The 14,093-nt window shown below is 29.4% G+C and carries 13 protein-coding genes; 10 read left to right on the top strand and 3 right to left on the bottom strand.

Annotated features, from left to right (window positions below; all coding sequences use genetic code 11):
* Together AMN81_RS01980 and AMN81_RS01975 are read left to right on the top strand one after the other, a co-directional pair.
* On the top strand, window positions 1-1,247 hold a 1,247-nt coding region (locus tag AMN81_RS01980), incomplete at its 5' end, for an aldehyde dehydrogenase family protein (RefSeq protein WP_072090465.1).
* Window positions 1,248-1,364: 117 nt separating this feature from the next.
* The gene (locus AMN81_RS01975) at window positions 1,365-2,813 is read left to right on the top strand and encodes an NCS1 family nucleobase:cation symporter-1 (protein ID WP_072090464.1); all 1,449 of its coding nucleotides are present in this window, start codon (window positions 1,365-1,367) and stop codon (window positions 2,811-2,813) included.
* A gap of 61 nt (window positions 2,814-2,874) precedes the next feature.
* Here the strand turns inward: AMN81_RS01975 and argE are convergent, their stop codons facing one another.
* Window positions 2,875-4,056, bottom strand: coding sequence for an acetylornithine deacetylase (gene argE / locus AMN81_RS01970; protein ID WP_072090463.1), 1,182 nt, complete (start codon window positions 4,054-4,056; stop codon window positions 2,875-2,877).
* Window positions 4,057-4,083: 27 nt separating this feature from the next.
* Here argE and AMN81_RS01965 point away from each other — a divergent pair, with 27 nt between their 5' ends.
* The 8 genes from AMN81_RS01965 to AMN81_RS01930 are packed head-to-tail and all read left to right on the top strand — an operon-like array spanning window position 4,084 to window position 11,526.
* Window positions 4,084-4,425: a tRNA-binding protein gene (locus AMN81_RS01965; protein ID WP_072090469.1), complete on the top strand. Its 342-nt coding sequence runs from the start codon at window positions 4,084-4,086 to the stop codon at window positions 4,423-4,425.
* 2 nt (window positions 4,426-4,427) lie between these two features.
* Complete coding sequence (locus tag AMN81_RS01960) at window positions 4,428-5,021, top strand: LysE family translocator (protein ID WP_072090462.1); 594 nt, start codon at window positions 4,428-4,430, stop codon at window positions 5,019-5,021.
* A 1-nt stretch (window position 5,022) separates the two neighbouring features.
* A complete protein-coding gene (gene acnA, locus AMN81_RS01955; RefSeq protein WP_072090461.1) occupies window positions 5,023-7,692 on the top strand; it encodes an aconitate hydratase AcnA in 2,670 nt (889 codons plus the stop codon).
* A gap of 2 nt (window positions 7,693-7,694) precedes the next feature.
* Entirely contained in the window at window positions 7,695-8,339 is a 645-nt protein-coding gene (locus AMN81_RS01950) for a hypothetical protein (RefSeq protein WP_072090460.1), read from the top strand.
* On the top strand, window positions 8,332-9,618 hold the full coding sequence (locus AMN81_RS01945; protein ID WP_072090459.1) for a PQQ-binding-like beta-propeller repeat protein: 1,287 nt from the start codon (window positions 8,332-8,334) through the stop codon (window positions 9,616-9,618). The genes AMN81_RS01950 and AMN81_RS01945 overlap by 8 nt, the downstream gene beginning before the upstream one ends.
* Window positions 9,619-9,620: 2 nt before the next feature.
* Window positions 9,621-10,052, top strand: coding sequence for a hypothetical protein (locus tag AMN81_RS01940; RefSeq protein WP_072090458.1), 432 nt, complete (start codon window positions 9,621-9,623; stop codon window positions 10,050-10,052).
* Entirely contained in the window at window positions 10,052-11,107 is a 1,056-nt protein-coding gene (zapE, locus tag AMN81_RS01935) for a cell division protein ZapE (protein ID WP_072090457.1), read from the top strand. The genes AMN81_RS01940 and zapE overlap by 1 nt, the downstream gene beginning before the upstream one ends.
* Window positions 11,107-11,526, top strand: a complete 420-nt coding sequence (locus AMN81_RS01930) for a secondary thiamine-phosphate synthase enzyme YjbQ (protein ID WP_072090456.1) — start codon at window positions 11,107-11,109, stop codon at window positions 11,524-11,526. Before zapE ends, AMN81_RS01930 begins: the two co-directional genes overlap by 1 nt.
* A gap of 8 nt (window positions 11,527-11,534) precedes the next feature.
* Here the strand turns inward: AMN81_RS01930 and AMN81_RS01925 are convergent, their stop codons facing one another.
* Both AMN81_RS01925 and AMN81_RS01920 read right to left on the bottom strand, forming a co-directional pair.
* Window positions 11,535-12,956 (bottom strand): cryptochrome/photolyase family protein, encoded by a 1,422-nt coding sequence (locus tag AMN81_RS01925; protein ID WP_072090455.1) that lies wholly within the window; start codon window positions 12,954-12,956, stop codon window positions 11,535-11,537.
* Between the two features lie 4 nt (window positions 12,957-12,960).
* On the bottom strand, window positions 12,961-14,091 hold the full coding sequence (locus AMN81_RS01920) for a diaminopropionate ammonia-lyase (RefSeq protein ID WP_072090454.1): 1,131 nt from the start codon (window positions 14,089-14,091) through the stop codon (window positions 12,961-12,963).
* Window positions 14,092-14,093: the final 2 nt, after the last annotated feature.

The raw sequence follows: 14,093 nt of genomic DNA, 5'->3' as shown, positions 1-14,093 counted from the left end.
AGGAGAGAATTGAATTATTAGAAAAATTATATGAAAATTATAAGAAAAGATGGACAGATATTGCAGAAGCTATAACACTTGAAATGGGTGCTCCAAAAGATTTTGCAACAAAATTACAAGCAGGCACAGGAGCAAGTCATATTAAATCATTTATTAGATATTTAAAAAATTTTGAATTTGAAAAACCATTAGGAAAGCATGCTCCTAATCAAAGATTAATTTATGAACCAAAAGGTGTTTGTGCATTAATAACACCATGGAATTGGCCTATGAACCAAGTTTGTTTAAAAGTAATGCCAGCAATAGCTGCAGGCTGTACAATGGTTTTAAAGCCATCAGAATTAGCACCACTCTCATCAATGATACTTGCTGAAATTATTGATGATGTAAAATTTCCAAAAGGCGTGTTCAATTTAGTTAATGGTGATGGAGCAACAACAGGTGATGCTCTTACAAGTCATCCAGATATTAATATGATTTCTTTTACGGGATCAACAAGAGCAGGAGCTTTGATTTCACAAAATGCTGCTAAAGATTTTAAAAGAGTAAGCTTAGAATTAGGTGGTAAAGGAGCGAATATAATTTTTAAAGATGCTGATCCAGAGGCTATTGAAAGAGGTGCTTTAAGATGTTTTAGAAATTCTGGACAATCTTGTAATGCACCGACAAGAATGTTAGTTGAAAAATCAATGTATGAAGAAGCTATTGAGAGATTAAAAAAATATACTGAAAATTTTGAGGTGGGTGATCCTAAAAAAGAAGGAGAACATATAGGTCCAGTTATTTCAGAAACTCAATACAATAAAATACAAACTTTAATCCAAAAAGGAATAGATGAAGGTGCTAAATTAGTTGCTGGAGGAACAGGTAAACCTGATGGATTAGACAAAGGATACTTTGTTAAACCAACTGTTTTTGCAGATGTAAATAATAATATGGAAGTTGCAAGAACAGAAATTTTTGGACCCGTTTTATCTGTTATTCCTTTTGAAACAGAGGAAGATGCAATTAAAATTGCAAATGATACTGCTTATGGACTAACAAATTATATACAAACCCAAGACTCCAAAAAAGTACAAAGAGTTGCAAGAAAATTAAGATCTGGAATGGTAGATGTTAATGGAGCCGGTATTGCTGTTGATGCACCTTTTGGTGGTTTTAAACATTCTGGAATAGGTCGAGAAGCAGGTGAACACGGCCTAGAAGAATTTTTAGAAGTAAAAGCAGTAGGTGGTTGGAGCAACTAATTCTATTTCTGGTTGATAAATATTTTTATTTACACTCTCCTTAAAAGTACATAGTGTCGCACTATGGATGAGATAACGGGTTTAAATTTATTTAAACCATAACAAAAGGAGATCAAGATGAGTAGATCGTCAAAACTCTATAATTCTGATTTAGCGCCGACACCAGCTAATAAAAAGAATTGGGGGTGGTTTGAAATCTTTAACGTCTGGGCAAATGATGTTCAAAGTTTATTTGGTTATACTTTGGCAGCGTCTTTGTTTTTAGCGTCAGGATTAAATGGTTGGGCTGTATTTCTTGCATTAATTCTTGCAGGATTTTTTATAATGTGGCTTGTTAACCTATCAGGTAAACCAAGTGTAAAACATGGAATTCCGTATCCAGTATTCGCTCGAGTAAGTATGGGTGTCTTTGGTGCAAACTTTCCAGCAATGGCCAGAGGTCTTGTTGCCATGTTTTGGTATGGAGCACAAACCTATGCTGCTTCTACAGCCGTAGCACTTTTAATAACAGGTATTACAGGCATAGAAGGTGAAGTAATGCTGCTAGGAATGACAGGTGTAATGTGGATTTCATTTATATTTGTTTCTTTATTCCAAGTTTATCTATTTTGGCAAGGTGTAGATCTTGTTAAAAGATTTTTAAACTTCGCAGGACCAGCAGTTTATGCTGTTATGATACTTTTAATGATTGTTATCTGGGCTAAAGCTGGTGGTGGATTATTTTCAGAAGTTGGAAATATATTTTCTGGTGGAGAAAGATCAGGTGGTTTTGAAGGTTTAGGATCATTTGGAGCTTTCTTAGCAGTATTTTCAATAATGGTTGGATATTTTGCTGCAGTAGTAATCAATTTCGGAGACTTTGCTAGATTTGTTAAAAATGAAGATGAAATGAAAAAAGGTAACCTATGGGGATTAGTAGGAAACGTAGTTTTATTCTCTTTTATTACTTTAATGATTACCGGTGGAACAATTGCTATTTTTGGTGAGTACGTCGCAAGTCCTACAGATATGGTTGCTAAAGTTGACAACTTAGGATTAACAATAATTGCTGCATTTGCTTTTTTTGCTGCGACAGTTGGAATTAATATGGTTGCGAACTTTATACCGCCTGCATATGACTTAGCAAATTTAATACCAAGTAAAATTAATTTTAAAATTGGTGGATTAATTACTGCTGGTTTTGGATTTATAATTGGAGGTATGTGGGTAGCTGTTATAACACAAATGGGATTATTTCCATTTGTAAATACACTAGGTGCCATTTTAGCTCCAGTCTTTGGTATAATGATTGTTGACTATTATATAATCAAAAAAGAAAAATTAGATGTTGATGATTTGTTTGATGATAGTGCGAAAGCAAAATATCATTACAATGGCGGCTTTAATCGTAAAGCAATTTTAGCTTGGATTTTATCAGGATACATTGCTGTTGGAACGGTATGGCCAAACATTTTAATTTTTGGTTTAGGTGATTTCTTCGCTAATCTAGGTGGCGGAGGAGGATATGCCTGGATAATAGGAGCATCATTAGGTGCTGTTGTTCATTTAGCTATATCTAAAAGATAAAAATAAGACCTCTTAGTTAGTTACAACAAAGCCCATCACTTTAATGTGGTGGGCTTTTTTATTAATTCAAAGTAGATTTTGATTTTACACCTTCTAAAAATTTAAGACATTTTTTCATTTCATTTAATTCTATGAACTCATCAATTTTGTGAGCTTGTTCTATAGATCCAGGTCCACAAACAACTGTACTGATTCCTAATTCTTGAAATAAACCAGCCTCTGTACCAAAAGAAACTACTTCTCTAGAATTATCACCAGTTATATTTGATACAAATTCACATGCCTCAGACTCATCTAATCTGTTAAATCCAACGACTTCACCTATCACTTCTTTTTTAATATAAGAATCTGGAAATACTTTTTTCATTTCTGGTAAGAGTACATCATTTGCATATTTATCAATTTCATTCGTAACAAATTCCCCATCTTCTTTAACAACTGGTCTTGTTTCCCATTCAACACTACATTTATCTGCAATGACATTATGGGCAATACCACCTTTAATTCCACCAATTGATAAAGTTGAATGTGGAGGATCAAAAATACTATCTTTTTGAACTCTTTTTTTTAATTCTTGTCTAATTTCTAAAAGTTTTCCAACATATCTAGTAGCATATTCAGCTGCATTTACTCCTAAATGAGGTTTAGAACTATGTCCTGCAAGTCCTCCAAAGTGAACTGTGTATTCATTCATACCTTTGTGGGCATCAATAATTTTCATTTTAGTTGGTTCACCAATTATACAAATTCCATTTTTGATATCTCTTTTTTTCAATTCCTCTATTAATAAAGGAGCTCCAATACATGCAGTCTCTTCATCAAATGTGTAACAGAAATGTAAGTCTCTATCTAAATTACTTTCTTTGAAGATAGGTGCATAAGCAAGTGTACATGCAATAAATCCTTTCATATCACATGAGCCTCTTCCATATAATTTATCATTTTTTATAGTTGCAACGAAAGGATCACTGCTCCAACCTTTAGATACGGGAACGACATCAGTGTGCCCAGATAATATAATTGGTTTTTTTGTGCTTTGATTTTTTGCTTTTAGAGTTCCAAAAAGATTTACTCTTTTTTTATCATCATCATAAACTTTGAAAGTATCTATTCCGATGTTATTTAAAATTTTTTCACAATAATCAATTAAATCACTATTATCTTGACCTGAGATAGTTTTAAATGCGATTAAGTCAGTTAAAATCTTGATTGATTTTTCATATAAATTGTTATCTATACTCATAAACTTAAAACACTATATTATATTATGATTAAAGAGCAAATTACCTATAATGATTTTGATAAAGTAGATATTAGAGTCGGTACTGTAATTTCTGTAAAAAAAAATGAAAAAGCCAGGAAACCTTCATTAGTTATTGAAGTTGATTTTGGAAGCGAAATTGGCATTAAACAATCTTCGGCTCAAATTACACATTATTATAATGAGGAAAATTTAAAAGGAAAACAAGTTATTGCTGTTTGTAATTTTCCTGAAAAAAATATTGCCGGAATAGTTTCTCAAGTATTGGTTTTAGGAGCAATTGATGCTGATGGCAAAGTTACACTTGTTCATCCCTCTCAAAAAGCAGAAAATGGATTACCGATCGCTTAGTAATGCATCCTGAAATTCTTTCTATAACTTTATTTGGAATTGTTGCTGCATTTACTCCTGGACCAAATAATTTCGTTGCTTTCTATTCTGGTTTCAATTTTGGTATTCTAAGAACACTACCTCATATAATTGGTGTAACTTTAGGATTTCCTTTTTTGTTATTATGTTTAGCTCTAGGTCTGATAAATATTTTTAAGCTTTATCCTTTAATTCAAGAGGTATTGAAATACTTAGGAACTCTATTTTTAATTTATTTAGCATACAAAATTTCTTTTTCAGGACCTTCTGATCAGGAAAATAAAAACAAAAATCCAATTAAGTTTCATGAAACTTTTATTTTTCAATTTTTAAATCCTAAAGGCGTTATTGCATCAATTATTCTTGTTTCAACTTATATTAATCCAGGAGAAACCTTTGTAAGTTATACGACTCAAATTATCATTATGGCTTTAATTGTTTCAGTAACTAGTATAACTCTGTGGACTTTTTTAGGTAAATTTTTCAGGAAATTTGCGACAAATCAGAAATTTATTAATTACTTTAATTATGCTATGTCACTGCTTCTTTTAACAAGCATAATAACTTTTTATTTATAATATGACCCCAGGAAACAAAAATTCTTATAAATCACTAAAAAAAATCGTAGTTAATGACAAGGAGTATAATTATTATTCATTAAATGAAGCAGAAAAAAAAGGACTTGAAGGAATAAATAAACTTCCAAAATCACTAAAAGTTTTACTAGAAAATTTATTAAGATACGAAGACGACTTAAGTGTAACGAAATCTCAAATAGAAGCGATTAAAAATTGGCTAAAGACAAAAAAATCTAAAACTGAAATTGCATATAGACCAGCAAGAGTTTTGCTTCAAGATTATACAGGAATACCTGCTGTTGCAGATTTAGCTGCAATGAGAGAAGCAGTTAAAGAAAAAAATAAAGATCCAAATACAATTAATCCACTGTCTGCAGTTGATCTCGTAATTGATCACTCTGTGCAAGTTGACCAATCTGCAAAAGCAGATTCTTTTGAAAAAAATGTCGATATAGAATTTGAAAGAAATGGTGAGAGATATTCTTTTTTAAAATGGGGACAACAGGCATTTAATAATTTTAGAATAGTTCCACCAGGAACAGGAATTTGTCATCAAGTAAATCTGGAATATTTGTCAAAAGTTGTTTGGTCAGAAGAATATAAAGGTGAAAAATATCTTTTTCCAGATACTTTGGTTGGAACTGACAGTCATACAACAATGGTAAATGGTTTATCTGTTTTAGGATGGGGTGTTGGAGGAATTGAAGCTGAAGCAGGAATGTTAGGTCAACCAATTTCTATGTTAATACCAGAAGTTATTGGTTTTGAAATGAAAAATAAAATGCCAGAAGGAACCACTGCAACTGATTTAGTATTAACTGTTGTTAAAATGTTAAGAGATAAAGGGGTGGTTGGTAAGTTTGTTGAGTTTTATGGAGAGGGTTTAAAAAATTTAACACTAGCGGATAGAGCAACAATTGCAAACATGGCACCAGAATATGGCGCTACTTGTGGTTTTTTTCCTATCGATGAAGAAACATTAAAGTATTTGAAATTTTCTGGAAGAGATCAACAAACTGTTGATATCGTAGAAAATTATGCCAAGGAACAAGGTTTATGGGCGAGTAACGAAATAGAATTTACTGATATTATATCTTTAGATATGTCCACAGTCGTACCAACTATTTCAGGACCTAAAAGACCTCAAGACAAAGTTCTTTTAACAGACGCACCCAGTTCGTTTCAAAAAGTATTGCAGGAAGCTACAAATAAAAATGAAAAGTCAATTTCGAAAGTATCAAATACAGATTACGAAATTAAAGATGGCTCAATATTAATTGCTGCAATAACTTCTTGTACGAACACTTCTAATCCAAATGTTCTAATCGGGGCTGGACTATTAGCTAAAAAAGCTATTGAAAAAGGTTTGCAGGTTAAACCTTGGGTAAAAACTTCTTTAGCACCTGGATCTCAAGTAGTTACAGACTATTTGGCAAAAGCTGGATTAAACACTTATTTAGATCAGCTTGGCTTTAATTTAGTTGGGTATGGCTGTACTACTTGCATTGGAAATTCAGGACCACTTCCAGAAAATATTGTAGAAGCGATCCAAAAAGAAAATATTTATGCTGTTTCAGTTTTATCTGGAAATAGAAATTTTGAGGGAAGAATTTCTCCACATATAAAAGCTAACTATTTGGCTTCACCTCCACTAGTTGTTGCATATGCAATTGCTGGGCATATGGAAATTGATTTGTACAAAGATCCATTAGGAAAAGATAGAGAAGGAAACGATGTATTTTTAAAAGATATTTGGCCTTCAAATAAAGAGATAGAAGATACTTTAAAAGTATCTCTTAATGCAGAAATGTTTATAAAAAGATATTCAAATGTTTCAGAGGGCCCAACCCAATGGCAAAAAATTAAAACTGATAAAAGCAGCATCTATAATTGGGATGAGGGATCAACATATGTAAAAAAACCTCCGTTTTTTGATTCGTTACCAGATAAACCAGAAGGATTTAAAGAAATTAAGGACGCAAGACCATTATTAATTTTAGGTGATATGGTTACAACTGATCATATATCGCCAGCCGGCAGTATTCAAAAAGATAGTCCAACTGGTGAATATTTTATGGAACACCAAATTTTACCTAAAGATTATAACTCATATGGTTCAAGAAGAGGCAACCATGAAGTTATGATGCGAGGAACTTTTGCAAATATAAGGATTAGAAATGAAATGGCTCCTGGTACAGAGGGCGGTTTTACAAAGTTATATCCAGAAGAAAAAGTTCTTCCTGTCTATGATGCAGTTGTTGAATATAAAAAAAGAGGAACAGATTTAGTTGTAATTGGTGGAAAAGAATATGGAACTGGATCGTCTAGAGATTGGGCAGCCAAGGGAACAAAATTACTAGGGATAAAAGCAGTTATTGCAGAGAGTTTTGAAAGAATTCACCGATCTAATTTGATTGGAATGGGAATTTTGCCTTTACAATTTACAGATAATGTAAATAGAAAAAACCTTAACTTAATTGGTTCAGAATTAATTAGTGTGTTGGATGTTGAAAAGGGTATTAATCCATCTGATGAGGTGACTATTGAGATAAAATACGTTTCTGGTGACATCAAAAAAGTTAAAACTTTATGCAGAATTGATACTAAAAATGAATTAGAGTACTATAAAAATGGTGGCATACTCCAATATGTTTTAAGGAATATGATTTAGTTATGGAAGAAGATATTTCAATTATAAATAGCAATACAAGACAAGAAAAAGTTAGAAATTTTTTTATTAATAACAAAATAAAAATTATCTCAACAATAGTAATTTTGGTTGTTTTCTTAGTGAGCGCTTTCATTTTTGATAGCTACAAAACTAATAAGAAAAAAGAAATTTCAAATAATTTTAATTTAACTACTTTAGCTTATTCTGAAAAAACTAAAGAAAAAACAATTCAAAATTTAGTGAAAATTATTAATGAGCAAGACCCAACGTATTCAACTTTATCTCTCTACTTTATTATAGACAACAAACTAATTTCAAACCAAAGTGAAATAAACAGTTATTTTGATATTTTGATTGAAAACGTTACACTAGATAAAGAAATTAAAAACTTGGTTATCTATAAAAAAGCATTATTTAATGCAGATAAAGCACAAGAAAGTGACCTATTAAATATTTTAAATCCATTAATAAATTCAAAAAGTGTATGGAAATCGCATGCGTTATACTTAATGGCAGAATATTTTTATTCAAAAGACCAAAAACAAAAATCTAAAGAATTTTTTAATCAAATAATAACTTTAGAAAATCCCAACATAGATATAAAAACTCAAGCACAAAAAAGATTAAATAGAGATTTAAGTGATTAAGTTTTTTTTTATTATTTTAATAATTTTTTCAGGCTGTTCATTAGAAAAAAAAACTTTTTTTAAAGACGAAACCACTTCTGGGAATAAAGAAGTAGTTTTGAAAAAAAAAGATAATAAAGAAATTATACAAGAGGATTTTAACAAAAATATTAAAATTAAATTATCAAAAATAATCAAAAATAACAAATTTAAAGAATTAAGAAACAATTATGGTAGAGAAGAATTTGACAGTGATTTTAAAAGTGTTTCAAAATATAAAATAAAAAAAATTAAAAATTTTTCAAACTTTGAGCCAACAATAGTTTTTAAATCGGATGGTATTATATTTTTTGAAAAACAAGGTACTTTAAAAAAATATGATTATTCACAAAAATTGATATGGAAAAAAAATTTTTATTCTAAACAAGAGAAAAAATCAAATATTCTACTTAATATAACTCATGAAAACGATATTTTAATAATTACAGATAATTTATCAAAATATTATGCTGTCGATTTAAAAAATGGAGAGTTATTATGGAGCAAAACAAACTTAACTCCATTTAATTCTCAAATTAAAATTTATAAAGATAAACTTTATATTGTTGATTATGAGAATATACTTCATTGTTTTTCAATAAAAAATGGAAACAGAATTTGGAGCTATCAAACAGATAATTTTTTTGTTAAGACGAAAAAAACATTATCAATTGTAATTGATAATGAAAAAGTTATTTTCACCAATTCAATTGGCGATATTACAGCTTTAGATGCTAATAAGGGATTTTTATTATGGCAAACACCAACACAAAATAACTTAATTTATGCTGAGTCAGCATCATTGATAACCTCTGATATAGTGTTGGAAAAAGATTCTATTTTTTTTTCAAATAATAGAAATGAGTTCTATTCTATTAATAAAAACAATGGTTTTTTAAACTGGAAACAAAAAATCAATTCAAATATTAGACCTGTCATTACTGATGATTTAATTTTTACCGTTTCTAATGAAGGTTTTTTATATTTTATTGATAGTCTTACTGGAAATATAATTAAATCGAATAATTTATTAATTAATTTTAAATCTAAACAGCGTCAATTTATTAAGCCTATTGGCATAGCTTTAGGTTCAGATAATATTTTTTTATCACTTAGTAATGGTATGCTAATCGTTGCAAGTATTCAGACTGGAGAAATTATTAATACTTTTAAATTAGATGGTAATCAAATTTCAAAACCATTTATCTTCGATAATAAACTATACATAGTTAAGGATAACTCGATAATAGAATATAAGTAAAAATGTTTCTAAAATTCCTTAGTTTTATTGGAAGAAAAAAAGTTGTTTTAGATAGAGGACCTTCACATCCTAAATTTGAAGAAGCAAAACCTTGGATGAATAGATATTATGTTTTGATGAGGCATAGACCTAAATGGTTTCCTTTCAATATATTAATTCATGAGATGCTAGCAGATGACCATGGAGAAGGAGTTCATAATCACACATTTCCTTATATCACTATAATTTTAAGAGGCGGTTATTGGGAAACATTAAGCACTGGCAAGTTTTGGCGTCCACCAGGGTATATTGGTTTTAGATCAGCAAATAATTTGCATCGAGTAGATTTGGAACCAGGAACTAAACCATTAACTTTATTTATCTCAGGTCCATTTGGACTAAGGAAAGGACCAAGATCAGAGTATGGTATCGACTTTAAAACTAAAAAAAATTGATGCCAAAAAAATTTGAAAAAGAATTCGTATCTTATTGTGAAAATCAAAATTTAGAAGTTAATACTAATCAAATCAAAGTAATTAAAAAATTAGAAGATTATCATAATAGTAATTACAAATCATTTTTTTCAAAATTATTTTCCAAACAAAAAACTAAAAAAGGATTTTATTTATATGGTGGTGTGGGGGTTGGTAAAACAATGATTTTAAACTTCTTTTATGATCATCTTGAAGAAAAAAAATTAAAAAAACATTTTAATGAATTTATGTTAGGTTTTCATGATTTTGTCCATGAACAAAAAGATAAAAATGAAGAAAATGTAATCAATCAATTTGTTAAAAATTTAAAATCAAAAGCTTCATTAATTTATTTTGATGAATTCCAAGTAACAAATATTGTTGATGCAATGATTTTAGGAAAACTATTTGAACAAATTTTTAAAGAAGATATTAAAATTATTCTTACTTCAAATACTAAAATTTCGGAACTTTATAAAGAGGGTCTTCAACGTGAACAATTTATACCTTTTATAAAAATAATGGAAGATCAATCAATCGAGTATGAATTAAAAATTGAGGACGATTATAGAAAATCTAATGATAATCAAAAACAAAGATATTTTTTTCCACTTAATCAAGAAACCAATTTTAAGATTAATAAATTTTTTAGAACTATAACAAAAGATAAAAAAAAATCTTCAATAACAATTAATGTTAAAGGAAGAGAATTTAAATTAGAAAACTTTTATGAGGGAATTGTTAGATGTGACTTTAATCAACTTTGTGATCAAAATTTAGGAGCGGAAGATTATTTAGAAATAGTTAAAAACTGTAAATTCATGGTAATAGATCAAATACCTCAATTTAATGATGTAAATTCAAATCAACAACAACGTTTTATCACTTTGCTAGATGTAATTTATGATAAAAAAATTTCATTAGCAGTTACAGCTGATATAAATTTAGATCAATTTACCTCTTCAAAATTATTAGAAAAACCATTTAAACGAACCATTAGTCGTTTGTATGAGCTTACATCGAAGGAGTATAATTAATGAAACAAGAATTTTATAATCTTCTAATTAAGACTAATGGTCAAAAGTTATATGAGTTCACTAATGATACAATTCATTGGATTGGTCAAAAAAACTTTAAAAATGGTATTCTTAATTTAAGTATCCAGCACACAAGCGCCTCATTAATTGTTCAAGAAAATGCAGATCCAGATGTACAAACAGATTTAATAAATTATTTTGATAAATTAGCACCTATGGATAACAAACTATATGTTCATACTACGGAGGGAAAAGATGATATGCCTGCACATATTAAATCCGCATTAACAAATAATCAAATTTCCCTAAGTGTGAAAGATAGTGAATTGTTGCTTGGAACTTGGCAGGGCATATATTTATTTGAACACAGATTAGAGTCTCAAAAAAGAACTATAATTCATCATTTTATTGGAGAATAAAATTAAATTTATTTTTTCTTCAAAGATTGAAATGCTTCAAGAGCTGCAGCTCTAGCTTTTTCATGAACAACAATAGGTCCCGGGTAATCTTTACCAATAATTGTTTTTATAGCTTCTTGATACTTTAATTCCATTTCCCATGGTTTATGAATAAATTTGTTTGGTACATTTTTGAGTTCAGGAACCCATTTTTTTACATAATTGCCTTCTTTATCAAATTTTTCACCCTGAAGTATTGGATTGAATATTCTAAAATAAGGTGCTGCATCTGCCCCACAGCCAGCAACCCATTGCCATTGAGCAACATTATTTGCTTTATTAAAATCTAGTAGACAATTTCTAAAATGCTTCTCACCTTCAGTCCAATTAATTCTCAAATGTTTGACTAAAAATGAACCAACAACCATTCTTATTCTATTATGCATCCATCCAGTCTCATATAGTTCTCTCATACCTGCATCTACAATAGGATAACCGGTCATTCCTCTTTTCCATGCTTTTAAGAATTTCTCATTTTTTGCCCAAGGGAATTTATCAAATTCTTTTCTAAAATTTCCTTTTAAGAATTCTGGGAAATAATTAATTAAACTATGTGAAAACTCTCTCCAACCAAGTTCATTAATATATTTTCTATAACCAATTCCTTTTGATTTAATTTCAGAACATTTTTTCCAAATACTGCCTACATGAATTTGGCCATGTTTGATGTAGGGAGATAATTTAGAGGTTCCTTCGATAGATGGTATATCCCGAGAAGTTCCATAATCTTTAATTTTATTTTCAATTAAATTTTTAAGTATTTTTTTTGAATCATTTTCTGAGACTTTCCAATATTTATCAAATTTTTTATACCAATCTTTTTTTGGCAAAATATCATTTGGCTCAATACACTTTTTAAAAAATGAAATCTTTTTTGTTCTCTTTTTAACAATATAATTTTTACTTAGAGGATTATTTAAATAAACTTGCTCCGCATTTCTCCAAAAAGGAGTAAACACTTTAAAGGGGGTTCCATCATTTTTTGTTATCTCTTGAAATTCATTTAAAATATTTCCTTTGAAATATTTATAATTGATTTTATTTTTAACAAATAAGTCACGTATTTTTTTTCCTTTGGCTATAACATCTGGCTCATAAATTTTATTCCAATAAACTGAAAGGTTATCCTTTTTATTAAATTTAGAAAAAATTTCTAATTCGTCACCTTTTACTATTTCAAGATTAATTTTATAATCTGATAATTCTTTTTTTAAAGTTTCTAGAGATTTAAAAACCCACCATTTTTGAGCTTCTCTTTTGTTGTCAAAATCATTGTTATTATAAATATATAATGCAATTACATTATCATGATTTTGTGTCGCAAAAGATAAAGCAGGATTATTTTCAATTCTGAAATCCTCTCTTATCCAAAAAATACCTTTGCTACTCATTGGTTTAATTTTGGTTAATTAACTTTTGATACATTTCTTGATCAGTATCTCCCTCACAACCAAAAACCAAAACATTAGATTTTTCATTTAGATCTAATTTTTCTTTAATTGCTTGATCTTCACAACTCGTAATCAGACTGATTACGCCAGGTGCTGAGTTTTCTCCTGCAACTATTTTATCATCACTAAAGCTTGAATTTCCAAGTAGTTTCATAGTTTTTGCAATATCATCATCTGGTAAGCTAATACAATGTTTAACTGAATTTTTGAGTATTTCCCATGGGACTAATGATACTTCGCCACAAGACATACCACCCATTAAGCTTTCTCTTTTAATATTTATTTTTTCTATTTTTCCAGTTTTAATGCTTTCCATTACACATGCTGCGCTATCAGGTTCAACAACTATAATTATTGGAATATGATTTAAATATCTTGCAATACCTGCAACCATAGCAGCAGCCATGCCACCAACACCTGCCTGTAAAATGATGTGGGTTATTTTCTCCTCTTGGATTTGATCAGCTATTTCTTTCATCATGACTGTATAACCTGCCATCGTATACTTAGGTACAATCGTATAATTTTTCCAAGCAACATCTTGAACTATTTGCCAATTGTTTTCAGTAGATTGTTTTATACATTCAATCAATGATTTTTCATAATTGCCTTTTACTTTTACTACATTTGCTCCAAGTGCAGACATAGCTTTGCCTCTTGCATCACTCACAAATTCACTAATAAATATTTTACAGCTTAGACCTAATCTTTTAGCCCCCCACGCAACAGATCTTCCATGATTACCTGCAGTAGCTGTTGCTACTACTATATCTTTATTTCCTTTGGTTACTTTTTCTACTGCATAAGCTCCGCCTAAAGCTTTAAAAGATTTTAAATCAAATCTTTTATTTTCATCTTTATAAAAGATTTTGTTTAAATTTAATTCTTTTGAAAGTTTATTTAAAGAAAGCAGAGGAGTAGGAGAATAACCTTTCCACTTAGAAATACTCTTATAAGCATCATCAATTTCTTCTGAGGTTAAAGAATTAAGAATTTCTTTTTTATTAAATGAATAATTTTTATTATCAGTAAATTCTGTGTATTTCCATTGATGACCGTTAGATAATATAGTCATGT

The organism is Candidatus Pelagibacter communis (assembly GCF_001179845.1).
Classification (GTDB): domain Bacteria; phylum Pseudomonadota; class Alphaproteobacteria; order Pelagibacterales; family Pelagibacteraceae; genus Pelagibacter; species Pelagibacter ubique_Q.
The sequence above is the reverse complement of the archived record's forward strand: the minus strand, read 5'-3'. Positions and strand labels throughout refer to the sequence as shown.